The organism is Pandoraea sp. NPDC090278, assembly GCF_044772185.1.
In the GTDB taxonomy this organism is placed as follows: domain Bacteria; phylum Pseudomonadota; class Gammaproteobacteria; order Burkholderiales; family Burkholderiaceae; genus Pandoraea.
Map to the genome: position 1 here is coordinate 728,237 of NZ_JBIVYJ010000001.1, position 23,184 is coordinate 751,420.

The window sequence follows — 23,184 nt, forward strand, 5'->3', positions numbered from 1 at the left end:
GGTGCCTCCGCTGGCGCTCATCTTCGGCAACACCGATTTCAGGCTGGCCTCTGAATCGATCAGGAACTGTCCCGAGGCGACGACTTCCTGATCTTGCGTCAATCCCTGAACGACGACGGTGTCTGCGCCGACATCGTTGCCAGTCGTCACCGAGACGGGTTGCAGCGCGCCGTCTGCATTGCGCACGATGACGACGCTGCGCTTGCCGGTGGTGATCACCGCTTCTGACGGCACGAGCAGTTGCGATACCGACTTCGCATCGCTCATGTGCGCGCGCACGAGCATGCCCGGCGTGAGACGTTCGCCGGTGTTGTCCAGCTCGAGACGCGCCTGCAAGGTGCGGCTGCCGGGATTGATGCCAGGGAGGATTTCGCGCACACGTCCGACGATGTGCTGCGTGTTGTCGGCGGCGAGCGTGGCGTCGACCTTCATACCGGGACGCACGCGCAGCGCCATCGCCTCGGGAATCTCGACGACGAGCCAGAGCTTCGACAGGCCCGCCACCTTCGCCAGTGTCTGCCCCGGCGAGACCATCGCGCCGTTGCGCACGTTGAGTTCCGTCACGACACCCGCGCGTGGTGCACTCAGCACGACATGCGTTTGCGGTTGACCGGTGCGCGCAAGGTTGGCAATCAGGGCGTCCGGTATGGAGAGAGCGCGCATGCGCGCGCGTGCGGCGTCGAGCAGAGCACTGCTCATCTGGCTATGCATAAGCGCGAGGTATTCCTCCTGCGGTGCGAGCCAGTCGGGGACGAACAGGGAGGCCACCGGCGCACCCTGCGAGACATGCTGCATCGGGGCGTTCGCGTACAGACGGTCGATGTAGCCGGTCACGCGCGATTGCACGACGTCGGCCTGCGATTCGTCGAACTGCGTGGTGCCGACGACATCAAAGCCCGGCGCGACGTCGGCGCGTCGCACTTTGGCGTAACGGATGCCGAGGTTCTGTTGCAGGCCGGGATCGATCCGGACGCCGTCACCACCGGCTTCGTCGGCATACACGGGCATGAGTTGCATGTCCATGAAGGGCGACTTTCCGGGCTTGTCGAAGTGCTGCGCTGGCATCATCGGGTCGTGCCAATACAGCACGCGACGCTCACCGGCGGCGGGAGAGCCGTCGGCATTGCTGGAGGCGGTGGAAGCGGTGGATGTGCTCACGCCGACGTTGCCCGACGCAAAATGCCGTCCACCGGCATAGCCCAATGCGAGCAAGCCGCAAGCGGCGAAGAGGGCGGTACCGGCGTAAATCACAGTTTTCTTTTTCATGGGGATGTCTCTCAACGGGCGGCCATCGAAGGCGGGAGCACCTGATACTCAAGCTGCGCCCAGACCAGCGACACATCGCGCTGGAGATCGAGAACTTGCAACTGGGCTTCGAGCAGGCTGCGGCGGGCGGCGAAGATGTCGGCAAGGGTGCCGGTGCCGCCGCGATAGGCGGCATTCGCGAGCGCGACGCGTTGCGCGGCTGCGGGCAGTAGCGAACTTTGCAGATTCGCAATGCGTTCGCGCCCGTTCGTGAGCGAGGTGCCGAGCATGCGAATGTCGGCTTCGACCTGACGTTGTGCGTCCTGGTAGCTCAGGCGAGCGCGCTCGGCGAGTTCGGTTTTCTCTGCGACGTCGCGGTCCTGACGTTGCGAACGGTTGATCGGCAGGGGAATGCTGACGCCGATGGACACCATGTTCGAGAACTGTGGACCTCGCTGCTGATACGCCACTTCCCACGTCCAGTTCGACGAGCGATTGCTGGTGGCGACGGCGGTGTCCGCTTCGGCCATGGCAATGTCGTCGGCCCCCGTCACGAGCATCGGTTGTACGCGCGCCAGTTGATCGGGGGGGAGCGACGGGACGGTGCTGTCGAGCGACGGCGGCTCGCCGGAGACATCGCTCACCGGCGTGACCGTCCAGCGTGTCAGGCCGATGAGCGCAGCGCGCTCGGCCTGCTGTGCCTTGAGCGCCTGGTCCTGAGCCTGCGCGAGCATGAGACGCGCCTGCGTGACGTCGGAAGCTGTGGTCTTTGCGCCGCGATACGACGCGGTGGTCGCGTCGAGCTCGTGCGTCATGTGCTCGACCAACGCCTGAGCGACGGCTGCCGACTGCTTGGCATAGAAGGCGTTCAGCCAGGCGACGGCGGTCTGCTGACGAACATTGGCGACTTGGGCCAGATAGCCGGAGCGCTGCCGGTCGACGACGCGCTCGCCCAGGTCGGAGCGCAAGCGACGTTTATCCGACGATACCCACTCCTGTTCGATGCCGATGCGGCGCATCGTCATAAAGTCGCTGCCCACTGCGAAGCGTTGATCGCCGTTGACCGGCAGGTTGTCGATGCCTGCCTTGAGGGTGGGATCGGGCAACTGGCCAGCGCGCACTGCGGCTTGCGCGCTCGCACGCACAGATGCCTGTGCTGCTCGCAGCGCGGCGGAATGGTCCATCGCGGATTGCAGGGACGCGTCGAGCGATAACCCCGTTTCCTGCGCCGAGGCGGCACTGACCGTGCCGGTGACGCATAGCAAAACTAAGACGGCGCACGTGCGTGCGCCGGCGTGCCGGTAACCCGGCACGTTGAAAATCGAATGCATTTGAAACCCCACGCGTACGAATGCCATGTGGCATTCGCGTCCTAATCAGGACGATCTCGTCGCTGATGCGACGAACCCGGAGCCGGGCAGGGGCTGTCAATGGCGTCAACGCATGCGTGGCGTCAGCCGTCGAGGCTGCGCGTGACACGGTCGAGCAAAATGGACAGACGCCTGCGGAGGGTTACAGCGAGGTGGGTGGCCGCCAGAGGCCGTCAGGCGCGCGCAGGCGCAGGGAATCGGTGTAGTGGAAGCCGGTCTTGCGAGCGATGCTCACCGGACGTGCAACTTCAGGCGTGATCGCCGGATGGTAGAGGCTGCCGAGGTTGCATTGCGCCGTCACCTTGCAGAAGGGGCCCTTGAGCTTTCCTCCGGCGGGCATCGACATGCCGTCGCAGTGATCCATGGCCAGCGTCGGCGTTGCCAATGAGGCCATGGTGGAAGGTGCTGCCGTCGCCATCATGGGCATGGCCGCGATGTCGGAGGCATCGTCCGACATCGCGGTCATCTGCATCGGACAATCGCCCGCCATACCGCTCGCCGCCAGCCCGCTAAGGGGAAGCACGGCGCACAACAGCAGCACGAGAACGAGACGGAGCAGTTTCACGTCGCGGAGTATAGCGCCAATATCGAAACGCCGAGTGCGTCGTCGTGTATCGCCAAGTACGTCTTACACGCGTCCGCGTGCCAGACTCAGGCGGCAAACCATCGGCGCAACGCACTTTCGAGCCCGGCGAGTTCGTCGGTGCCATTCGGCTCACTGCACCATGCAATGCAAGCGTCTGGACGCAACAGCCAGGAAGGGCCTTCCGCAACGGGTAGGCAGCGCACCTGATGCGTCATCGTCGTCACGCGTTGTGATGCACGCCGATCAGTGGTGCCGTCGAGCAAGACACCGCGACCGTCTTGCATGGTGTCGAAAAGGTGCGTGCCGTCTGCGAGTTGCCAATCGGCCGCCAGACGACCGACATCCGGATGCGCGCCATCGGACGTCACAAGGTCATAACGCATCGACACGCCGGTCATCATCTCGCCGATGTAGCGGTTCACGTCGTCGAAATCCATCAGCCTCGCGATGAGATCGCGCATCGCACCCGATTGCGGGTCCGGACGCAGGATTGCGACTTGCGCTCGCGTGTTCGCCAGCACTGCTTCGGCGACTGGGCGACGCTCGGCCGTGTAAGTGGCGAGCAGGCTTTCAGGCATATCGCCGCGAATGACGGCGGCGAGCTTCCATCCGAGATTCGCCGCATCCAGCAGGCCAAGACTCAGCCCCTGACCGCCGAAGGGCGAGTGAACGTGTGCGGCGTCGCCTGCGAGGAACACGCGTCCCCGCTGGTAGGTGTCGACGAGGCGCGTGTTGTCCGCCCAGCGACTCGCGGCATGCAGTGCGTTCACGCGCACCTCCTGGCCGCTGGTGCGACGCAGGACCGCTTCGATCTCTTCGCGCGTGACGGGGGCTTGCCGGTCCTCAGGCGGCCCGGAAAAGTCGAGCATGAACAGGCGCCCCGGCACGGGGCCGTAGCAAAACACACCCCGCTCCGTGCGATTCCATCCGATAGGCAACAAGCGCTCCGGACAATCGATGTCGGCCGTCGCCTGATAGAACGTGAGCGTCGGCTCGGTGCCGGGGAAGGCGAAGTCGCACGTCTTACGCACGGTGCTACGTCCGCCATCGCACCCGATGAGGTATGCCGCCTTGACTCGACGTTGTCCGCCGGGCGACATCCACGAGACTTCCACGCCGTCGCTATTCGCCTCGATCCCGGTGATCTCATGCTCGCGCCGCACCTCGATCCCAAGCGCCTGCGCCCGTATGCCCAGCATGGCTTCCAGTGCAGGTTGATCGACGTGACGTGGCCGCCTGTCGGGGTCGACCTGAGCGTCGCGCCGAATGAGGGAAAGCCCGGCGAAATGGCCATTAAACTTCGAAGCACGGACGCGCAGGTCCGCCCCCGTCTGTTCGGTGAACGCCTGCATGGCCTGTGCGCTGCGTAGCTGCGCTTCGTCAATGGCGGTGCGCATGCCACGACGCAACAGCGCTTCGCCTGCGAGCGGCCCGAAGGAGAGCGCCTTCATGGCCTGACTGGGCGACGCCAGCCGGTCCAGCACGAGCACGCGTGCGCCGCCGAGCGTCAGTTCGATGGCGGCGAGTAGCCCGACGGGACCGGCACCGGCCACTACAACATCAATGGAGTTTGTCATATACTTCGTATAAATATGTACTGAGTATAAGTAAACTAGGCCATCAGGAACCTCATGTCAACGCCAACCGATTTGAGATCGAGAAAGCGCCTTGCCACCCGGCAGGGCATTTCCAATGCCGCGACACGGCTTTTCCACGAACACGGCTTCGATCATGTGACGGTCGACCAGATCGCGGCAGCCGCCGACGTCGGGCGCATGACCGTCTTCAATCACTTCCCCCGTAAGGAAGACATGTTCTTCGACCGGGACGAGGAGGGGCGTGATGCGCTTCGGCAAGCCATCCATGGGCGAGAGGCGGGTGTCTCGCCCGTCGAGGCACTGCGGCGTCTGGCGCATCGTCTGGTGGCGCAGAACAGCCCCTTCGTGGACTTTTCGGCTCAGAGTCAGGGCTTCATCCAGACGATCGAAGCCAGTGAGACGCTCAAGGCGCGCGCCCGGGCGATCCGGGACGAACTGGCCGACGTGGTGGCGCAGGCGCTCGCCGAGACCGTCGAACGGCCGGCGCCGGACGTCGACGCCCAACTGGCCGCTGGTCTGTTGCTCGCTGCCTGTACGGTCGCTTTCCTTCACGCCCATTGCACATTCGGTCTGACACAGGACACCGCTGCGGCACAGAAAACCTTCCTGAGCCTTGTAGACAGGGGGTGTGAAGGTGTTGCCGCCGCACTAACCGGCACCCCCTACGTCTGATGGCGGCCCCGTCAGCACAATTTCTCTAATCCTTATTCCGGCATAAACAAAAGCGAAAATATTATTTTTAATTATTTAGACGCCCTCATAGACTGGCCTCCTACACACGAGAAGCAAACAAGGAGTGCAAGTCATGAACAAAGCAGCACGGGGATGGAAAGCTAAGAAGCTGGCAGTCGCGCTGGGTGGTCTGGCGCTGGCCGCTGGCATGACGATTCAGGCGCAGGCCGCAAGCCTGTCGCTGCTGAACGTGTCGTACGACCCGACGCGTGAGCTTTACGCCGACTACAACAAGGCCTTCGAGGCCCACTACAAGCAAGTTGCTGGCGACACGGTGACGGTGAAGGCTTCGCACGGCGGCTCGGGCAAACAGGCCCGTACCGTGCTTGATGGCGCACCCGCAGACGTCGTCACGCTCGGTATTTCGGCCGACATCGACGAACTGGCCGCCGCCGGTCTCGTGAACAAGGATTGGCAGAAGCGTCTGCCGGACAACGCCACGCCGTACACGTCGACCATCGTGTTGCTCGTGCGCAAGGGCAACCCCAAGGGCATCAAGGACTGGAACGACCTCGCCAAGCCGGGCATCAGCGTGGTGACGCCGAACCCGAAGACGTCGGCCGGCGCCCGCTGGAACTACCTCGCCGCATGGCTTTACGCGCTCAAGCAACCGGGCGGTAACGAGCAGAAGGCGCAGGATTTCGTGAAGGCCATTTACAAAAACGTCGGCGTGCTGGATTCGGGCGCGCGTGGTGCCACCACGACCTTCGTGGAACGCGGTATCGGCGACGTGCTGATCGCCTGGGAAAACGAAGCGCTGCTGTCGGTGAAGGACCTGGGTCCGGACAAGTTCGACATCGTGGTGCCGTCGTCGTCGATCCTGACGGAACCGCCGGTGGCCATCGTCGACAAGAACGTCGACAAGCACGGCACGCGCAAGGCCGCCGAAGCCTACCTGCAATGGCTGTACTCGCCGCAGGGTCAGGAGATCGCCGCGAAGCACTTCTATCGTCCGCGCTCGCCGGAAATCGCCAAGAAGTACGAGTCGCAGTATCCGAAACTCAAGCTCTACACGGTGGACGCCGATCTGGGTGGCTGGACGAAGACGCAGGCGAAGCACTTCGCCGACGGCGGCATCTTCGACCAGATCTACACCAAGAAGTAAGGGCAGGGACCATCGCATGAGTACCGCACTCTTTCCAATGTGGCGCAAGCCAAGTGCCTTGCCGGGCTTTGGCCTGACGATGGGCTACACCGTCGCGTACCTGAGCCTTGTGGTGCTGGTGCCGTTGCTGATGGTCTTCATCAAGGCAAGCTCGCTCGACTGGGCGAGCTTTGTCGCCGCAGTGAGTTCGCCGCGTGTGCTGGCGTCGTACCGCCTCACGTTCGGCATCTCGCTCGCGGCGGCGACGCTGAACGCATTTTTCGGCTTCATCCTGGCGTGGGTGCTGGTGCGCTACACGTTCCCGGGCAAGCGTATCGTCGACGCGCTGATCGACCTGCCTTTCGCCTTGCCGACATCGGTTGCGGGCATCGTGCTGGCCGCCATCTACGCGCCGAACGGCTGGATCGGACGCTGGTTCGAGCCGCTTGGCATCAAGATTGCCTTCACGCCGCTGGGCATTTTCGTGGCGCTCACGTTCATCGGCCTGCCGTTCGTGGTGCGCACGCTGCAACCGGTGCTCGAAGAGTTTGAGCGTGAGCAGGAGGAAGCGGCCGCTTGCCTCGGCGCGACGCGCTGGCAGACGCTGCGACACGTGATTCTCCCGGCGGTGCTGCCCGCCTTGCTCACAGGCTTTGCGCTGGCGTTCGCCCGTGCGGTCGGTGAGTACGGCTCGGTCATTTTCATCGCGGGCAACATTCCGATGGTGTCGGAAATCACGTCGCTGCTGATCGTGACGAAGCTCGAACAGTTCGACTATGCCGGTGCGGCCGCGCTCGCCGTGGTGATGTTGGTGATTTCGTTCGTGCTGTTGCTCCTCATCAATACCCTGCAATGGTGGCTGCAACGCCGTCATTCGGGCCGACGCGCCAGCGGCGTGTGACCTAAGAATCACGAAGAGAACGTTTCGATCATGTCCGATTCACTCGCACTCTCGCAGGCGCTGCCGCAAACGGTGAAGGCACGCAAAGCCGATCCGACCGACGAGCCCGCGTACGTCAAAGCCCTCCTGATCGGAGTGGCGCTGCTGTTTTTCGCGTTGTTTCTGGTGCTGCCGCTCGCGTCGGTTTTCGTGACGGCGCTGGGCAAAGGACTTGCGCCCTATTGGGAGGGACTGACGAACGACGACGCGCTCTCCGCGATTCGTCTGACGATGCTCATCGCGTTCATCGCCGTGCCGCTCAATCTGGTGTTCGGGGTGGCGGCGTCGTGGGCGATTGCGCGCTTCGATTTCAAGGGCAAGAGTGTGCTGACGACGCTCATCGACTTGCCGTTTTCGGTCTCGCCGGTCATCGCAGGTCTCACGTTCCTGCTGATTTTCGGACGTCAGGGTCCGCTGTGGGACTTCCTCGACGCGCACAACCTGAAGATCGTGTTCGCATTGCCGGGACTGGTGCTTGCAACGGTATTCGTCACGTTCCCGTTCGTGGCGCGCGAACTGATTCCGTTGATGCAGGCGCAGGGCAGCGAGGAAGAAGAGGCTGCCCGTGTACTGGGCGCAAGCGGCTGGCAGGTGTTCACGCGCGTGACGCTGCCGAAGATCAAATGGGGCCTGCTGTACGGCGTGATTCTCTGTAACGCGCGCGCTATGGGCGAGTTCGGGGCGGTGTCGGTCGTCTCGGGACACATTCGCGGCGAGACGAACACGCTGCCGCTGCACGTTGAAATTGAATACAACGACTACCACACGGTCGGTGCATTCGCGGCGGCGTCGATTCTCGCGCTGCTTGCACTGGCCACGCTGGGGCTGAAGCTCTGGGCGGAGCGCAAGCTGGCACAGGACAAAGCTGCGCGTCGCGAAGACGCCGTGCAGGCCTGAGAAGGTATCCACGGACGGTAGACGCGTCGCGTCGAACAGCATCGAGGAGCAAGACAAATGAGCATCCAGGTACAACAGGTTTCCAAACACTTCGGCGATTTCGCCGCACTCGACGACGTGAGTCTCGAATTCCCCACGGGGGAGCTGGTCGCGCTGCTCGGACCGTCGGGCTGCGGCAAGACGACGCTGCTGCGCATCGTCGCCGGGCTGGAGTTTGCCGACGCGGGACGCGTGGTCCTCAACGGCGAGGACGTCGCTTCGGTGGGTACGCGCGAGCGTCAGGTCGGTTTCGTGTTCCAGCACTATGCGTTGTTCCGTCACATGACGGTGTTCGAGAACGTGGCGTTCGGCCTGCGCGTGAAGTCGCGTCGCGATCGCCTCTCGGACGCGCAGATTCGCAACAAGGTGCATGAGCTGCTGGGCCTCGTGCAACTGGACTGGCTGGCCGACCACTATCCGGCCGAGCTGTCGGGCGGGCAGCGTCAGCGTATTGCGCTTGCACGTGCACTGGCCGTCGAGCCGAAGGTGCTGTTGCTCGATGAGCCGTTCGGCGCGCTCGATGCCAAGGTGCGCAAGGAATTGCGCAGCTGGCTGCGCCGTTTGCACGACGAGCTTCACATCACGACGATTTTCGTCACGCACGATCAGGAAGAAGCGCTCGAAGTGGCCGATCGCATCGTGTTGATGAATCGCGGCAAGGTTGAGCAGATCGGCGCACCGCAGGACGTCTACGACACCCCGGAGAGTGCGTTCGTGTACGAGTTTCTCGGCGCAGCGAACCGTCTGTCGGGCGAGTTGCAGACGCACGACTTCATTGCGGATGCGGGCAAGTATCGCGTCACCGTACACAAGGACGATCTGCCTGCTGTGCCGCAGGACAGGCGGGCGATTGCGTATGTGCGTCCCCACGATCTGGCACTGGTGCCAGCGGGCGACGGTGGCCCGGGCATCGACGTGGCGGTGCGCCGCGCGATCCCACTGGGCGGTACGGTGCGTGTGGAGCTTGCCGCACCCGGCGACGCCGTGTGGGAGGCCGAACTCACGCGCTCGGGCTGGAAGGCACTCGGCGCGGATGCGGGCACGACCTTGCGCGCGGTGCCGCGTCAGTTGCGGGTGTTTTCGGCGCAGGCATAACCAGCGGTAGGGGCGGTACACGTCAAAACTATAAGCGGTACTTCATCCATAGACGTCACGGACAGACAAGCAACAGGGCGGAGTTAGATCATGAATTTCCAACAATTGCGCTACGTGCGCGAAGCGGTTCGGCAGAACCTCAATCTGACGGAAGCAGCCAGTGCGCTGTACACGTCGCAATCGGGCGTGAGCAAGCAGATCAAGGATCTGGAGGACGAACTCGGCGTGGACGTCTTTGTGCGTCGCGGCAAACGTCTCACGGGCCTGACCGAACCGGGCAAGGCGGTGCTGCAACTGATCGAGCGCATGCTGCTCGACGCAGAGAACCTGCGCCGTGTGGCGCGTCAGTTCGCCGATCAGGACAGCGGGCACCTTGTGGTCGCCACCACACACACGCAGGCGCGCTACGCGCTTCCGCAGGTGATCAAGCAGTTCACGAGCGTCTTCCCGAAGGTGCATCTGGCATTGCGCCAGGGCAGTCCGCGTCAGATCGCGCAGATGGTCATCGACGGCGAAGCGGATATCGGCATTACGACCGAGGCGCTTGATCGCTTTCCCGACATCGTCACGTTCCCGTGCTATTCATGGCATCACGTGGCCGTCGTGCCGAAAGAGCATCCGCTGGTCGGGCGCGAGAACCTGACGCTGGCCGACATCGCCGAATACCCGATCATCACGTATGACGGCGATTTCACCGGCCGCTCGCACGTGGACAAGGCGTTCACCGATCAGGGGCTGGTGCCGGACATCGTGCTCACCGCGCTCGATACGGACGTCATCAAGACGTACGTCGAACTGGGGCTGGGCATCGGCATTGTGGCGGCAATGGCGGTCGATCCGCGCAAGGATCAGGATCTGGCCGTGCTGGATCTCGAGAACGCGTTCGAGCCGAGCACGACGCGCATCGGCTTGCGACGCGGTGCGTTCCTGCGCTCGTACGCGTATCGTTTCATCGAAATGCTCGCGCCTGCGCTCAAGGAGCAGGAAATCTCGACGCAGTTGCGCGAGGCGCTGGAGTTTGCGGCCTGACGTTTCCCGTCGGATGTTGGCGTGCTGCTGAGCCGATCCCGCCCTGGTGGCGGGATCGATGTTTTCAGCGATTGTGAGGATTGGGAAGCGGGGCAGTATTGGATACAATCGCTGGCATGACATTGACCTCATTCAACCCGATTCCTCATTACACCGTGTCCTCGGGCGAATTGCCGCGCATTGCGCTGCTCGCCACGGGCGGGACGATTGCGGGCAGCGCGGCCGACGCCACGCGTACCGCCGGTTATCAGGCCGGAGCGCTCGGTGTTCAGGATCTACTCGCCGCCGTGCCCGCGCTGGGTAACGTGGCCCACATTCACGCCGAGCAGGTCGCGCAGATCGACAGCAAGGACATGAGCGTGTCGCTGTGGCAGAAGCTGGCCGCCCGCGTGAACGCCTTGCTGTCGCAACCCGATGTGGCAGGTGCCGTGATTACGCACGGCACCGATACGCTCGAAGAGACGGCGTATTACCTGCATCTCACGATCAACAGCCGCAAGCCGGTCGTCATGACCGCCGCCATGCGGCCTGCGACGGCACTCTCGGCCGATGGCCCGCTCAATCTGCTCAACGCCGTGCGCGTGGCGATCGACCCGATTTCGGCCGGACGCGGTGTGATGGTCGCCATCAATAATCAAATCCACTGCGCCCGCGACGTCGTCAAGACGAGCACTTACAAGGTCGACGCCTTCCATTCGCCGGAAATCGGCGTGATCGGCTGGGTGCAGGACGAGCGCGTGGCGTTTCAGCGCGAGCCGCTCCAGTACCACACCGTCGAGAGCGAATTCGTCGGGCTGTCCGGTGAGTTGCCTGCGGTGGAAGTGGTATCGAGCTACGCGGGCGTGTCGCGCATTGCGGTCGACGCGTTGGTGGAGGCGGGCGTGCAGGGCATTGTGGTCGCCGGTACCGGCAACGGCTCGCTGCACTCGCTGTTGCAGCAGGCGCTGGCCGAGGCGGTGCAACGCGGTGTGACGGTGGTGCGTGCGTCGCGTGTGGGTAGCGGACACGTGATGCATAACGGCGCTGCGCCGGACGATCAGTATGGCTTCGTGAGCACCGGCAACCTGCATCCGTACAAGGCGCGCGTGCTGCTGATGCTGGCGCTGCAAGCGGGTGTGCCGCGTGAGCGCATGCAGAGTCTGTTCGACGAGTATTGATCGACGGAAAAAAATACGGCGCGAGTCGCGCTTTCGCTTGACTGGCGCCGTGACGCTCGGCGGGACGTCTGTCGACGCGCTCGCCCCATCTCTCACCTCTCCCTGCTATTGCTTGCGGCTTTTCTTTTGGCCGCTTTCTTCGTCTTCTCGCGAAATACGCGGTGGGGCCTCGCGCCGCAACGTGATATGACGTGACGTCGCGGCGGGGCCTGTCTTTCAGTCTCAGGCGACGGTGTGGTTCGCGAGCATTTCCAGCGCGCGCACCATGCCCGAGTGATCCCATGCTGCGCCGCCATTGGCTGCGCAGGCATTGAACAGTTCCTGCGCCGTGGCCGTATTCGGCAGCGACACGCCGAGGACCTTCGCCGTTTGCAGCGCCAGGTTCAGATCCTTCTGGTGCAGCGCGATGCGGAAGCCCGGTTCGAAGTTGCGCTTGACCATGCGCTCGCCGTGCACTTCCAGAATGCGCGACGAAGCGAAGCCACCCATCAGGGCTGCACGCACCTTCGCAGGATCTGCACCGGCCTTCGATGCGAACAGCAGGGCTTCGCCCACGGCTTCGATCGTCAGTGCGACCACGATCTGGTTGGCGACCTTGCAGGTCTGTCCGGCACCGCTGTCGCCCACGAGCGTGATGTTCTTGCCCATCAGTTCGAAGAACGGCTTCACGTCGTCGAACGCAGCTTGCGAGCCACCGACCATGATCGACAGCGACGCGGCCTTCGCGCCGACTTCGCCGCCCGAGACCGGGGCGTCGAGGTATTCGCAGCCCAGCGCCTTGATCTTCTTGGCGTATTCCTTCGTTTCGATCGGCGAGATCGAGCTCATGTCGACGACGATCTTGCCTGCCGTCAGACCTTCTGCCAGACCGTCCTGACCGAACAGCACGGCACCGACGTCAGGGGTGTCCGGCACCATCACGAACACGATATCGGCGCGCTTGGCGACTTCCTTGGCCGACGTGCAAACGGTGGCCTGACCGTCGATCAGGTCTTGCGGGGGCGTACGACGCTCGTACAAGAACAGCTTGTGACCGGCGTTTTGCAGATGCTTCGCCATCGGCGCGCCCATGATGCCCAGACCAATAAAACCGAGTTGTGCCATTTCGAGACTCCTTGTTGCCAAAGTTTGAAGTTGTTGTTGCCGACCGTTGGACGGGTGGGGCATGAGTGCGCGAGTGCTACAGGCAATGAGCGTTCACGCATCCCCCGTGCTCCGGCCGCATGCCCCCTGCATGCGGCCGGCGGGGCCCTTCCTCGTCGAAACCCGGTCGGTTATTGCGAGGGTTACGCTGACTTACGTCTGCTTACGCGGCTTCGCGCAGGCCTGCGGTCTTGAACCAGCCGAGGCCGTCGGTGGTGGTCGTTGCGGGCTTGTACTCGCAGCCGATCCAGCCCGTGTAGCCAATGCGGTCGAGGAACGCGAACAGGTAGGCGTAATTGATCTCGCCTGTGCCCGGCTCGTTGCGGCCCGGGTTGTCGGCGAGCTGCACGTGAGCGATACGCGCCAGATTCGTCTCGATGGTCTTGGCGAGCTCACCTTCCATGCGTTGCATGTGATAGATGTCGTACTGCAGGAACAGGTTGTCCGAGCCGACGGCGTCGAAGACTTCCAGCGTCTGTTTCGTACGGTTCAGGAAGAAGCCCGGAATGTCGTACGTGTTGATCGGCTCGACCAGCAGGCGGATGCCCTCGGCCTTGAGAGCGTCTGCGGCGAAGCGCAGGTTGCCCACGAGCGTTTCGGTGGCGGCTTGCGTCGACAGATCGGCGCCTTGCTTGCCCACGAGGCAGTTCAGTTGCTTGACACCCAGCGCTTTGGCGTAGGTGATGGCTTCGCCCACGCCGTCGCGGAATTCGGCCACGCGATCGGGGAAGATGGCGATGCCGCGCTCGCCTGCATCCCAGTTACCGGCGGGCAGGTTGTGCAGCACGAGGTCGAGCTGATACTGGTTCAGCTTGTCGGCGATCTGGTCGCGATGAAACGCGTACGGGAACAGGAACTCCACGCCGCGAAAGCCCGCTGCGGCGGCCGCCTTGAAGCGGTCGAGGAACGGCACCTCGTTGAACAGCATGGTCAGGTTGGCGGCAAATTTCGGCATTGCGCTGACTCCTCTCTCTCTTTTTAGGGGGTGGTTTCGACGATTCGATGCAAGGGTGAATGCAGGGTGAAGCTAAGGTCACGCGGGGTACTGCAAGGTTGCGGAGCGCATGCTTTGGCCGTTTCACGGGGTCTAGCCGAAAGCGGAGGGGACGCACGCGCCCCGCAAGCCGTTGGCAGTGCTGGCAGGCTTATGCCGACACTGCGTCGTCTTCTTCCACGACGTCGACGATTTCTTCGAACTCGTTGACGTTGTTGATTTCGGTGCCCATCGCGATGTTGGTCACACGCTCGAGAATCACTTCCACGATCACCGGCACGGAGAACTCGGCCATCAGCTTGCGTGCCTGAGCGAACGCAGGCTGAATGTCGTTCGGCTGGAACACACGGATTGCCTTCACGCCGAGGCCTTCAGCCACCTTCACGTGATCGACGCCGTAACCGTTCAGTTCAGGCGAGTTCACGTTTTCGAACGCGAGCTGCACGCAGTAGTCCATGTCGAAGTTGCGCTGTGCCTGACGGATCAGACCCAGGTACGAGTTGTTCACGACAACGTGGATGTACGGCACCTTGAACTGCGCGGCCACGGCCAGTTCTTCGATCATGAACTGGAAGTCGTAGTCGCCCGAGATGGCCACAACGTCCGACGACGGCGATGCGACCTTCGCACCGATGGCGGCCGGTACGGTCCAGCCCAGCGGGCCAGCCTGACCGCAGTTGATCCAGTGACGCGGCTTGTTCACGTGCAGGAACTGTGCGGCAGCGATCTGCGACAGACCGATCGTCGAGACGTAGCGCACGTCGCGGCCGAAGAAGGCGTTCATTTCCTGATACACGCGTTGCGGCTTGATCGGCACCTGATCGAAGTCCGTGCGTCGCAGCATGGTGCGCTTGCGCTTCTGGCAGTCGGCAACCCATTGCGAACGGTCCGGCAGACGACCGGCGGCCTTCAGTTCCTTGGCGACTTCGACAAACAGCGTCAGCGCAGCCTTGGCGTCGGAGACGATGCCGTAGTCCGGGCCGAACACGCGGCCGATTTGCGTCGGCTCGATATCGACGTGCACGAACTTGCGACCCTGCGTGAAGACATCCACGCTACCCGTGTGACGGTTCGCCCAGCGGTTGCCGATGCCCATCACGAAGTCGGACGCGAGCATCGTGGCATTGCCGAAGCGATGCGACGTTTGCAGGCCGACCATGCCCGCCATGAGCGGATGGTCGTCGGCGATGGTGCCCCAACCCATGAGCGTGGGCACGACCGGCACGTTCACGATCTCGGCAAATTCGACGAGCAGTTCGGCGGCGTCGGCGTTGATCACACCGCCACCCGACACGATGAGCGGACGCTCCGAGGCGACCAGCATCTGAATGGCTTTCTCAGCCTGCGCACGCGTTGCGGCAGGCTTGTACACCGGCAACGGTTCGTACGTGTCGGGATCGAATTCGATCTCGGCGACCTGCACGTCGAACGGCAGATCGATGAGCACCGGACCCGGACGGCCCGAGCGCATCAGGTGGAACGCTTGCTGGAACACGCGCGGCACGAGGGCCGGCTCACGGACCGTCACGGCCCATTTCGTGACCGGCTTGGCGATCGACTCGATGTCGACGGCCTGGAAATCTTCCTTGTACAGACGGGCGCGCGGCGCCTGACCCGTAATGCACAGAATAGGGATGGAGTCGGCTTGTGCCGAGTACAGGCCGGTGATCATGTCCGTGCCTGCGGGGCCCGACGTCCCGATACAAACGCCGATGTTGCCAGCTTCTGCACGGGTATAGCCTTCGGCCATGTGCGACGCGCCTTCGACGTGGCGGGCGAGCACGTGTTCGACGCTGCCAGCCTTGCGCAGGGCCGAGTAGAACGGGTTAATGGCGGCGCCGGGCACGCCGAATGCGGTAGTGATGCCTTCCTTCTCCAGCACGCGGACGGCGGCCTCTACGGCGGTCATCTTGGCCATGTGACTCCTCCAATGGGTAATGACGAATACGGGACTTATAGGGATGAATCTTGTTGGAGGTCACTTTAAGCCGGTACGATTTGTTTGATAAGATCACAAAAGATCGTTTTTTTAAGAACAAAAAGTATCGAATGGAGACGTGATGGACCGCTACAAACAGATCGAAACCTTCGTGCAGGTGGCCGAGGCCGGCAGTCTGGCCGCGGCGGCGCTCAAGGAGGGGGTCTCCCCGGTGATCCTCGGGCGGCGCATCGATGCGCTCGAAAAGCGTCTCGGCATCAAGCTCATGTACCGTTCGACGCGCCGACTGGCGCTCTCGGAAGAGGGCGGCGCTTTCCTGGAGCGCTGCAAGCAGTTGCTCGGCGACTGGGAAATGGCAGAGAACGAAATCAGCGCCGGTCGGCATGCCGTCTCCGGTCACCTGATCGTTTCGGCCCCGGCGGCGTTCGGTCGAAAGCACGTCGCCCCGCACGCTCCGGCGTTCCTGCGTCTGCATCCCGAAGTGCAGATCTCCTTCAATCTGACGGATCGTGTGGTGGATATCGTGCGCGAGGGTTACGACATGGGGATTCGCATCGGCGGCTCCGTCGATCCGAACTTCGTGGCCGTCAAACTCGCGCAGAACCGGCGTGTGGTGTGCGGCACACCGGCGTACTTCGCGCGCCACGGCCGTCCCAAAACGCTGGAGGACCTGGCGAAGCACAACTGTCTGGCGTTCAACCTTCAGGGCGGACAGCAGCGCGGGTGGTACTTCAAGCGGCAGGGCAAGCTCGTAACGATTCGTGTGGCTGGCAGTCTCGATTGCAATGACGGCGAGTTGCTGCACCGCTGGGCGCTCGAAGGGCTGGGGCTCGGCTGGCGCTCGACGTGGGAAATCCAGCGGGAGTTGCAGTCCGGGGAGCTGGAGACCGTGCTGGATGAATACGCACTGCCCGATTACGACATCCTCGCCGTGTACCCCCAGCAGCGCTTCCAGCCCGCGCGGGTGCGGCTGTTCATCGAGCAGTTGCGGCAGATTTATGCGCGTCCGAATTACTGGCTGGAGAACGGCTGATCGAGCAGGAGTTGATGCTCGAGATGAAATCCGCTAGAATCGCGGGTTCTGCAACCTTGCTGCACTGGTTCTGACGCCCAGGCAGCATTGTCCATAAGGAGCACCCTATGCGTCATTATGAAATCGTATTTATCGTCCACCCCGATCAGAGCGAGCAAGTGCCTGCAATGATCGAGCGCTATCGCAGCACGGTCGAAACCCGTCAGGGCAAGATCCACCGCGTCGAAGACTGGGGCCGTCGTCAACTGGCCTACATGATCGAGAAGCTGGCTAAGGCTCATTACGTTTGCATGAACATCGAATGCGACCAGGAAACCCTGGACGAGCTGGAACACGCATTCAAGTTCAACGACGCCGTTCTGCGCCACCTCGTCGTCAAGATGAAGAAGGCTGAGACCGCACCGTCGCCGATGATGAAGGAAGTGGCCCGCGAAGAAGCCAAGAAGGCTGCCGCGACGCCCGCGACCGAAGCTGCCGCTTCGTAATTAGCGCACCGGAACGCATCAGGGTGCCAACGGAAACATTGAACGCGTGAATCGCTTACGGCTCGAGGCCAGCATCGTCGAAATCGGCACGCTGCGCTATACCCCGGCCGGGCTTCCCGTGATCGATGTCACGCTGGCGCACGAGGGAACAGCCGAAGAGGCGGGCGTGGCCCGTCAGGTCGAGTTCTCGATACCGGCAGTTGCGATCGGTCCCATCAGTGCCAAAGTTATGGCGTTGGGACTTGAGAAACCGGCCCAGTGGGCAGGGTTTCTGGCTAAGAAGCATCGCAATAGCCGCACCCTGGTGTTTCACATCACAGCATTGCAAGCATTTGAAAAGGATTGTTGAACATGCCGCGTCCTAACGGTAAAAACAAGAAGTTTGATCGCCGCCGCCAACAGCAAAACCCGCTGTTCAAGCGCAAGAAGTTCTGCCGCTTCACCGTCGCTGGTGTCGAGCAGATCGATTACAAGGATGTCGAAACGCTGAAGGACTTCATCGGCGACAACGGCAAGATCACCCCGGCTCGCCTGACGGGCACCAAGGCGCACTACCAGCGCCAGCTCGATACGGCCATCAAGCGTGCGCGTTTCCTCGCGCTGCTGCCGTACACCGATCTGCACGGTGCTTAATCGCCAGTCGACGAAGGAGAATAGATAATGCAAGTGATTCTGCTGGAAAAGGTCGTCAACCTGGGTAACCTGGGCGACATCGTGAAGGTCAAGGATGGTTTCGCACGTAACTTCCTGATCCCGACGAAGAAGGCTCGCCGCGCCACGAAGGACGCGATCGCCGAATTCGAAGTTCGCCGCGCCGAACTGGAAAAGGCTGCCGCCGACAAGCTGGGCGCTGCTCAAGCCGAAGGCGAAAAGCTGTCCGGTCTGACCGTGCAAATCTCGCAGAAGGCTGGTGTTGACGGCCGTCTGTTCGGTTCGGTCACCAACTTCGACATCGCCGAAGCCCTGGGCACCCAAGGTTTCAAGGTTGAGAAGATGCAAGTGCGTCTGCCGAACGGCCCGCTCAAGACCGTGGGTGATTTCCCGGTCCAAGTGGCGCTGCACACCGACGTCGTGGTCGATGTCACCGTGTCGGTGCTGGGCGAGCACGCCTAAGTCGTACCCGCGTCAGCTTCCCGACGCGAATAAAAGACGGAAGTCGGAGTACCGGCTTCCGTTTTTTTATGTCTGTCCGTTCCGTTGTGTTGGCTGCCGGAATATCCGGTCGCCGGTCTCGCATTGCCGTACGCCGACCGCCTCCCGGTTGCTCGCTCCCTTCCATCCAAGTCATCGTTCGATAGCGCCACCTTATGCTGCCTCCAGGGAAACTGCTGAACAAACAACGTCCTGAAAAGTCGTCGCGCAAGCGTGATTTTGGCGGGGCTGACCGGGATCGCGGGGACGGTATAATGCCCGGCATGAATGCGCCCGATCCCCAGCTCGATTCGCTCAAGGTGCCACCGCACTCCATCGAGGCGGAACAATCCGTGCTCGGCGGTTTGCTGCTCGATAACAGCGCCTGGGATCGCATCGGCGACTTCTTGTCCGAGTCGGACTTCTACCGCTACGACCATCGTCAGATCTATCAGCACATCGGGCGTCTGATCTCCAGCGACCGACCTGCCGACGTCATCACCGTCTTCGAATCGCTCACTTCCGCCGGCAAAGCGGAGGACGTGGGTGGTCTGGCCTACCTGAACGCCCTTGCGCAGAACACCCCGAGTGCGGCGAACATTCGCCGTTACGCGGAGATCGTGCGCGACCGTGCCGTGCTGCGTAAGCTCGTGACCGTGGCCGACGAAATTGCTTCGGATGCTTTCAATCCGCAGGGCAAGGAAGTGCGTCAGATGCTCGACGAAGCGGAGGCGAAGGTCTTCGCGATTGCGGAAGAGGGCTCGCGCAGCACCAACGGCTTCCTCGAACTGCAACCGCTGCTCACGCAAGTGGTCGAGCGTATCGACGAGCTGTACCACCGTGAGGGTGGCAGCGACATTACCGGTATTCCGACGGGCTTCGTCGATCTGGATCGCATGACGTCCGGTTTCAACGGCGGCGATCTGATCATCGTGGCCGGTCGTCCGTCGATGGGTAAGACGACGTTCTCGATGAACATCGGCGAGCACATCGCGGTGGAAGAGGGTTTGCCCGTTGCCGTGTTCTCGATGGAAATGCCGGGTACGCAGCTAGCCATGCGTATGCTGGGTTCGGTGGGGCGTCTCGATCAGCATCGTCTGCGTACCGGCAAGCTGGTCGACGAAGACTGGCCGAAGCTCACGCACGCGATGCAGAAGATGAACGAGACGCAACTGTTCGTCGACGAAACGCCTGCGCTCAACCCGATGGAACTGCGTGCGCGTGCGCGACGTCTGGCACGTCAGTGCGGCAAGCTCGGTCTGATCATCATCGATTACTTGCAGCTGATGAGCGGCTCGGGCGGCGGTGAAAACCGTGCAACCGAAATTTCCGAAATTTCGCGTTCGCTCAAAGGCCTTGCCAAAGAGTTGAACGTGCCGGTGATTGCGCTCTCGCAGCTCAACCGAAGTCTCGAACAACGCCCGAACAAGCGTCCGGTCATGTCGGATTTGCGCGAATCGGGCGCTATCGAACAGGATGCCGACATTATCCTGTTCATCTACCGCGACGAAGTCTACAACCCCGACACCCCAGACAAAGGCACGGCCGAAATCATTATCGCGAAGCAGCGTAACGGTCCTATCGGCCACGTCCGTCTGGCGTTCATCGGTGCCTACACGAAGTTCGACAATCTGGCCGGTCCGCAATACTGACACACTGATTTCCATCTGTTCGGATGGGCATGCGGCATCGCATGCCTCCGACGAGGTAGAATGTGACGTTTTTGTGTCGCCCCGTCCCCAATTAATACCCGGAGTTTCCCCATAATGTTCGGTCGCTTCATGCCCACCGAGGGCAAGTTCTTTGACCTGTTCAACCAGCACGCGGCGTGCATGGTCGCAGGCAGCCGTGAGCTGTCCGCCATGCTCAACGACTTGCCAAATGCCGAGGCACGTACCGTTGCCGTGCAGAACAACGAGAAGAAAGCGGATCGCATCACGCACGAGACCATCGACTTGATGCACAAGACGTTCATCACGCCTTTCGACCGCGACGAGATCCATAAGCTGATCAGCACGATGGACGACATCCTGGATCTGATGGAAGACGTGGCGACGGCCGTGTGGATGTACGACATCAAGAGCGTGCCGTCTGAGGCCCGCATGCTGGGCGAAATCTGCGTGAAGTGCTGCGAGCGTGTGCAAAGCACCGTCGCACTGCTCAACGACATGGATCGTGCCCGCGAAATCTTGAAGTTCTGCGAAGAGATCGACGGTCTCGAATCGGAAGCCGACCGCCTGCTGCGCGCATCGCTGTCGAAGCTCTTCCGCGAAGAGGCTGACGTGAAAGAGCTGATCAAGCAGAAGGCTGTGTCCGAATTGCTCGAGTCGGTGACCGACAAATGCGAAGACGTTGCCAACATCATCGAAGGCATTGTGCTGGAAAACGCCTGAGCGGAGACTTTCGATGGCAACGCTGCACATCAGCCTTTGGCTGGTCGGACTATTGATCGCACTGGCGCTCCTGTTCGACTTCATGAACGGTTTTCACGACGCCGCCAACTCGATCGCTACGGTGGTCTCGACGGGCGTGCTTAAACCGCATCAGGCGGTGGCTTTTGCCGCCATGTTCAACGTCATCGCGCTGTTCGTCTTTCACCTGAAAGTCGCGGCGACGGTGGGCAAGGGCACAGTACACCCCGAGATCGTCGATCACTATGTGATCTTTGGCGCGCTCGTGGGCGCTATCGCCTGGAACATCATCACCTGGTACTACGGTATTCCGTCGAGTTCGTCGCACGCCCTGATCGGTGGTCTGGTCGGCGCGGCGGTGGCTAAGGCCGGCACGGGCTCGCTCGTGGCGAGCGGCCTGCTGCAAACCGTGGCATTCATTTTCGTTTCGCCGCTGCTCGGTTTCGTGCTCGGTTCGTTCTTCATGCTGCTCGTGTCGTGGCTGTTCTTCCGCACGCCACCCGCACGCGTGGACCGCTGGTTCCGTCGCCTGCAACTGGTGTCCGCCGGTATGTACAGCCTCGGACACGGCGGTAACGATGCACAGAAGACCATCGGCATTATCTGGATGCTGCTGATCGCTGCAGGCATGTGGCCGCAGGAAGCTGCCGAGCCGCCGCTGTGGGTGATCATTGGCTGCTATCTGGCGATCGGTCTGGGCACCATGTTCGGTGGCTGGCGGATCGTGCGTACGATGGGTCAGAAGATCACGAAGCTCAAGCCGGTCGGTGGTTTCTGCGCCGAGACGGGCGGGGCGTTCACGCTCTTCTTCGCATCGTGGCTCGGCGTGCCGGTCTCGACGACGCACACCATCACGGGCGCTATCGTCGGCGTGGGCGCGACCCGCAAGCTGTCGGCAGTGCGCTGGGGCGTGGCAGGCAACATCGTCTGGGCCTGGGTGCTGACGATCCCGGCATCGGCGTTTATTTCCGCCATCGCCTGGTGGGTCGGTAAGCAGATCCTCTGACGGATCGGGCAACCGAATAGAAAAAGCGGCTTCGGCCGCTTTTTTTACGTCTGTGCTCAGTGCGGGTCTCGAGGATTGAAAGCGCCAATCGATGCCATCGGGAGAATCAATTTCAATAGTTTATTGCGATTGATTATCATTTTGTCATAGTGTTTTATTCAATCACACCGGAGGCTACTATGACGACATTGATTCAATCCCTGCGCCACCGTCCGTTGAGCATGCTGATGGGCGCGGCCATCAATATCGGCGGTGCGGCAACGTTGCTGGCCCATCTGCGCTGATTCCCCGAGGCTGTAATATCGCGTCGGGGGGGCAGTGACTACATCGCGCCGTTGGCGAAGCGGGCGATCGGGTCGTCGTCCTGCGACGGCGACGACGTGAGGTTGGCCGTGCTGCTCGGCGACGTGGTCTGCGGTGTGCCGAGCGGTGAGGGCGTTGCTGCCGTCAATGGACGGTTCGGCGCCGGGCTGATCGGTGCTGTCGTGATCGTCGGTGCCGGGACCACTGCTGGCGCCGCCGCAACCGTATCGGGTGCCGAGCGATTGACGTAGGTCGTGTTGCCCGCCGGTGCCTTATTGGCTGCGACGCGACGTACGCCGTCGATACGCTTCGCCCAGTACGGGATGAAGATGCTCTCCAGCCGCACCGTGCCGCCCGAATTCGGCGCGTGCACGAATTTCCCCTGTCCCACGTAGATGCCCACATGCGAGTGGGCGCGTCCCGTTGTGTTGAAGAAGATGAGGTCGCCTGAGGCGAGGTCGTCGCGTTCGAGCACGGTGCCGATGCCACTCATGTCGGCGGTCGTGCGCGGCAGATTGACGCCAGCAGCGCGTGCCACCACATAGCGCACGAGGCCACTGCAATCGAATCCGGAGTCGGGGGTGTTGCCGCCGTAGCGGTAAGGAATGCCAACGAGGCTCATCGCTTCGAGCGTGATTTCCTCCTGACCGGCGCTGCGCTCGGGGCCGACCGTGCGATTACCGAAGTTCACATTGCCGCCTTGCCGGACCGTCGGGCCAGAGGAGCATGCGGCGACCAGCAGCGTGAGCGCCAGTATCCCTGCCGAGCGCCACGGCACCCATGAAGTCTGGGCGGACGTTGTGAGCTGCGTCGTGCATCGAGCCATCGGACGAGTCGGAGATCGAGACATGCTCAGAGGGCGCTGGATTCGCATGCGCCGAGTTTACGACGCTTAGCGCACGAATGCATCGCAAAAGTGCCCAAATCCAGGCGTTCTGTGGCATCGACGTCACAAATTCGCTGCTTG

The 23,184-nt window shown here is 62.3% G+C and carries 22 protein-coding genes and 2 pseudogenes; 16 read left to right on the top strand and 8 right to left on the bottom strand.

Annotation, left to right across the window (positions count from 1 at the left end; translation table 11 throughout):
• Positions 1-3: 3 nt before the first annotated feature.
• The 4 genes and pseudogenes from ACIQWO_RS03180 to ACIQWO_RS03195 form a co-directional block, all read right to left on the bottom strand.
• Positions 4-1,266, bottom strand: a pseudogene (locus ACIQWO_RS03180) (efflux RND transporter periplasmic adaptor subunit); the annotation flags it as partial.
• Positions 1,267-1,277: 11 nt separating this feature from the next.
• Positions 1,278-2,576: a TolC family protein gene (locus ACIQWO_RS03185; protein ID WP_402819065.1), complete on the bottom strand. Its 1,299-nt coding sequence runs from the start codon at positions 2,574-2,576 to the stop codon at positions 1,278-1,280.
• Between the two features lie 181 nt (positions 2,577-2,757).
• The gene (locus ACIQWO_RS03190; RefSeq protein ID WP_402819068.1) at positions 2,758-3,180 is read right to left on the bottom strand and encodes a hypothetical protein; all 423 of its coding nucleotides are present in this window, start codon (positions 3,178-3,180) and stop codon (positions 2,758-2,760) included.
• 86 nt (positions 3,181-3,266) lie between these two features.
• Positions 3,267-4,778, bottom strand: coding sequence for an FAD-dependent monooxygenase (locus ACIQWO_RS03195; RefSeq protein ID WP_402819071.1), 1,512 nt, complete (start codon positions 4,776-4,778; stop codon positions 3,267-3,269).
• Positions 4,779-4,832: 54 nt separating this feature from the next.
• On the opposite strand from ACIQWO_RS03195, the gene ACIQWO_RS03200 reads away from it, so the two are divergent.
• From ACIQWO_RS03200 to ACIQWO_RS03235, 8 genes and pseudogenes are all read left to right on the top strand, one after another.
• Positions 4,833-5,471, top strand: coding sequence for a TetR/AcrR family transcriptional regulator (locus ACIQWO_RS03200; RefSeq protein WP_402819074.1), 639 nt, complete (start codon positions 4,833-4,835; stop codon positions 5,469-5,471).
• 133 nt (positions 5,472-5,604) lie between these two features.
• Positions 5,605-6,636: a sulfate ABC transporter substrate-binding protein gene (locus ACIQWO_RS03205; protein ID WP_039398846.1), complete on the top strand. Its 1,032-nt coding sequence runs from the start codon at positions 5,605-5,607 to the stop codon at positions 6,634-6,636.
• A 16-nt stretch (positions 6,637-6,652) separates the two neighbouring features.
• Positions 6,653-7,516 (top strand): sulfate ABC transporter permease subunit CysT, encoded by an 864-nt coding sequence (gene cysT, locus ACIQWO_RS03210; protein WP_402819078.1) that lies wholly within the window; start codon positions 6,653-6,655, stop codon positions 7,514-7,516.
• A 30-nt stretch (positions 7,517-7,546) separates the two neighbouring features.
• Positions 7,547-8,452 carry a sulfate ABC transporter permease subunit CysW gene (gene cysW / locus ACIQWO_RS03215; RefSeq protein ID WP_402819081.1) on the top strand — a complete coding sequence of 302 codons (906 nt, stop codon included), beginning with the start codon at positions 7,547-7,549 and terminating at the stop codon, positions 8,450-8,452.
• A 57-nt stretch (positions 8,453-8,509) separates the two neighbouring features.
• A pseudogene (locus ACIQWO_RS03220) lies at positions 8,510-9,245 on the top strand (sulfate/molybdate ABC transporter ATP-binding protein); the annotation flags it as partial.
• 128 nt (positions 9,246-9,373) lie between these two features.
• A complete protein-coding gene (locus ACIQWO_RS03225; RefSeq protein ID WP_370855776.1) occupies positions 9,374-9,586 on the top strand; it encodes a TOBE-like domain-containing protein in 213 nt (70 codons plus the stop codon).
• Positions 9,587-9,676: 90 nt separating this feature from the next.
• On the top strand, positions 9,677-10,615 hold the full coding sequence (locus ACIQWO_RS03230; protein WP_402819084.1) for a CysB family HTH-type transcriptional regulator: 939 nt from the start codon (positions 9,677-9,679) through the stop codon (positions 10,613-10,615).
• Between the two features lie 116 nt (positions 10,616-10,731).
• Positions 10,732-11,772 carry an asparaginase gene (locus tag ACIQWO_RS03235; protein WP_402819087.1) on the top strand — a complete coding sequence of 347 codons (1,041 nt, stop codon included), beginning with the start codon at positions 10,732-10,734 and terminating at the stop codon, positions 11,770-11,772.
• 222 nt (positions 11,773-11,994) lie between these two features.
• Here the strand turns inward: ACIQWO_RS03235 and ACIQWO_RS03240 are convergent, their stop codons facing one another.
• From ACIQWO_RS03240 to gcl, 3 genes are all read right to left on the bottom strand, one after another.
• A complete protein-coding gene (locus tag ACIQWO_RS03240; protein ID WP_402819090.1) occupies positions 11,995-12,939 on the bottom strand; it encodes a 2-hydroxy-3-oxopropionate reductase in 945 nt (314 codons plus the stop codon).
• Between the two features lie 139 nt (positions 12,940-13,078).
• Positions 13,079-13,870 (bottom strand): hydroxypyruvate isomerase, encoded by a 792-nt coding sequence (hyi, locus tag ACIQWO_RS03245; protein ID WP_402819093.1) that lies wholly within the window; start codon positions 13,868-13,870, stop codon positions 13,079-13,081.
• Positions 13,871-14,060: 190 nt separating this feature from the next.
• The gene (gene gcl / locus ACIQWO_RS03250) at positions 14,061-15,827 is read right to left on the bottom strand and encodes a glyoxylate carboligase (RefSeq protein ID WP_402819096.1); all 1,767 of its coding nucleotides are present in this window, start codon (positions 15,825-15,827) and stop codon (positions 14,061-14,063) included.
• 142 nt (positions 15,828-15,969) lie between these two features.
• On the opposite strand from gcl, the gene ACIQWO_RS03255 reads away from it, so the two are divergent.
• The 8 genes from ACIQWO_RS03255 to ACIQWO_RS03290 all read left to right on the top strand — a co-directional run bounded on the left by ACIQWO_RS03255 (position 15,970) and on the right by ACIQWO_RS03290 (position 21,914).
• On the top strand, positions 15,970-16,881 hold the full coding sequence (locus ACIQWO_RS03255; protein WP_039398832.1) for a LysR family transcriptional regulator: 912 nt from the start codon (positions 15,970-15,972) through the stop codon (positions 16,879-16,881).
• A 107-nt stretch (positions 16,882-16,988) separates the two neighbouring features.
• Entirely contained in the window at positions 16,989-17,366 is a 378-nt protein-coding gene (gene rpsF / locus ACIQWO_RS03260; protein ID WP_150577828.1) for a 30S ribosomal protein S6, read from the top strand.
• A gap of 46 nt (positions 17,367-17,412) precedes the next feature.
• On the top strand, positions 17,413-17,715 hold the full coding sequence (gene priB, locus ACIQWO_RS03265) for a primosomal replication protein N (protein ID WP_044455532.1): 303 nt from the start codon (positions 17,413-17,415) through the stop codon (positions 17,713-17,715).
• Between the two features lie 2 nt (positions 17,716-17,717).
• Positions 17,718-17,999: a 30S ribosomal protein S18 gene (gene rpsR, locus ACIQWO_RS03270; RefSeq protein WP_010803800.1), complete on the top strand. Its 282-nt coding sequence runs from the start codon at positions 17,718-17,720 to the stop codon at positions 17,997-17,999.
• A gap of 27 nt (positions 18,000-18,026) precedes the next feature.
• Positions 18,027-18,479, top strand: a complete 453-nt coding sequence (gene rplI / locus ACIQWO_RS03275; protein ID WP_402819103.1) for a 50S ribosomal protein L9 — start codon at positions 18,027-18,029, stop codon at positions 18,477-18,479.
• Positions 18,480-18,781: 302 nt separating this feature from the next.
• Positions 18,782-20,149 (top strand): replicative DNA helicase, encoded by a 1,368-nt coding sequence (locus ACIQWO_RS03280; RefSeq protein ID WP_046293642.1) that lies wholly within the window; start codon positions 18,782-18,784, stop codon positions 20,147-20,149.
• Between the two features lie 114 nt (positions 20,150-20,263).
• Complete coding sequence (locus ACIQWO_RS03285) at positions 20,264-20,890, top strand: DUF47 domain-containing protein (protein WP_150666357.1); 627 nt, start codon at positions 20,264-20,266, stop codon at positions 20,888-20,890.
• A gap of 13 nt (positions 20,891-20,903) precedes the next feature.
• A complete protein-coding gene (locus ACIQWO_RS03290; protein WP_402819106.1) occupies positions 20,904-21,914 on the top strand; it encodes an anion permease in 1,011 nt (336 codons plus the stop codon).
• 322 nt (positions 21,915-22,236) lie between these two features.
• On the opposite strand, the gene ACIQWO_RS03295 is transcribed toward ACIQWO_RS03290, so the two are convergent.
• Positions 22,237-23,043: a C40 family peptidase gene (locus tag ACIQWO_RS03295; protein WP_402819109.1), complete on the bottom strand. Its 807-nt coding sequence runs from the start codon at positions 23,041-23,043 to the stop codon at positions 22,237-22,239.
• Between the last annotated feature and the right edge of the window lie 141 nt (positions 23,044-23,184).

What these genes read in the sequence shown, in the direction of transcription:
- rplI (WP_402819103.1), top strand. Translation starts at nt 18,027, where the DNA reads ATGCAAGTGATTCTGCTGGAAAAGGTCGTCAACCTGGGTAACCTGGGC.
- ACIQWO_RS03185 (WP_402819065.1), bottom strand. Translation starts at nt 2,576, where the DNA reads ATGCATTCGATTTTCAACGTGCCGGGTTACCGGCACGCCGGCGCACGC.
- cysW (WP_402819081.1), top strand. Translation starts at nt 7,547, where the DNA reads ATGTCCGATTCACTCGCACTCTCGCAGGCGCTGCCGCAAACGGTGAAG.
- ACIQWO_RS03280 (WP_046293642.1), top strand. Translation starts at nt 18,782, where the DNA reads ATGAATGCGCCCGATCCCCAGCTCGATTCGCTCAAGGTGCCACCGCAC.
- rpsR (WP_010803800.1), top strand. Translation starts at nt 17,718, where the DNA reads ATGCCGCGTCCTAACGGTAAAAACAAGAAGTTTGATCGCCGCCGCCAA.
- cysT (WP_402819078.1), top strand. Translation starts at nt 6,653, where the DNA reads ATGAGTACCGCACTCTTTCCAATGTGGCGCAAGCCAAGTGCCTTGCCG.
- ACIQWO_RS03295 (WP_402819109.1), bottom strand. Translation starts at nt 23,043, where the DNA reads ATGGCTCGATGCACGACGCAGCTCACAACGTCCGCCCAGACTTCATGG.
- ACIQWO_RS03285 (WP_150666357.1), top strand. Translation starts at nt 20,264, where the DNA reads ATGTTCGGTCGCTTCATGCCCACCGAGGGCAAGTTCTTTGACCTGTTC.
- ACIQWO_RS03240 (WP_402819090.1), bottom strand. Translation starts at nt 12,939, where the DNA reads ATGCCCCACCCGTCCAACGGTCGGCAACAACAACTTCAAACTTTGGCA.
- ACIQWO_RS03195 (WP_402819071.1), bottom strand. Translation starts at nt 4,778, where the DNA reads ATGACAAACTCCATTGATGTTGTAGTGGCCGGTGCCGGTCCCGTCGGG.
- ACIQWO_RS03235 (WP_402819087.1), top strand. Translation starts at nt 10,732, where the DNA reads ATGACATTGACCTCATTCAACCCGATTCCTCATTACACCGTGTCCTCG.
- ACIQWO_RS03200 (WP_402819074.1), top strand. Translation starts at nt 4,833, where the DNA reads ATGTCAACGCCAACCGATTTGAGATCGAGAAAGCGCCTTGCCACCCGG.
- ACIQWO_RS03230 (WP_402819084.1), top strand. Translation starts at nt 9,677, where the DNA reads ATGAATTTCCAACAATTGCGCTACGTGCGCGAAGCGGTTCGGCAGAAC.
- ACIQWO_RS03255 (WP_039398832.1), top strand. Translation starts at nt 15,970, where the DNA reads ATGGACCGCTACAAACAGATCGAAACCTTCGTGCAGGTGGCCGAGGCC.
- rpsF (WP_150577828.1), top strand. Translation starts at nt 16,989, where the DNA reads ATGCGTCATTATGAAATCGTATTTATCGTCCACCCCGATCAGAGCGAG.
- gcl (WP_402819096.1), bottom strand. Translation starts at nt 15,827, where the DNA reads ATGGCCAAGATGACCGCCGTAGAGGCCGCCGTCCGCGTGCTGGAGAAG.
- hyi (WP_402819093.1), bottom strand. Translation starts at nt 13,870, where the DNA reads ATGCCGAAATTTGCCGCCAACCTGACCATGCTGTTCAACGAGGTGCCG.
- ACIQWO_RS03205 (WP_039398846.1), top strand. Translation starts at nt 5,605, where the DNA reads ATGAACAAAGCAGCACGGGGATGGAAAGCTAAGAAGCTGGCAGTCGCG.
- ACIQWO_RS03290 (WP_402819106.1), top strand. Translation starts at nt 20,904, where the DNA reads ATGGCAACGCTGCACATCAGCCTTTGGCTGGTCGGACTATTGATCGCA.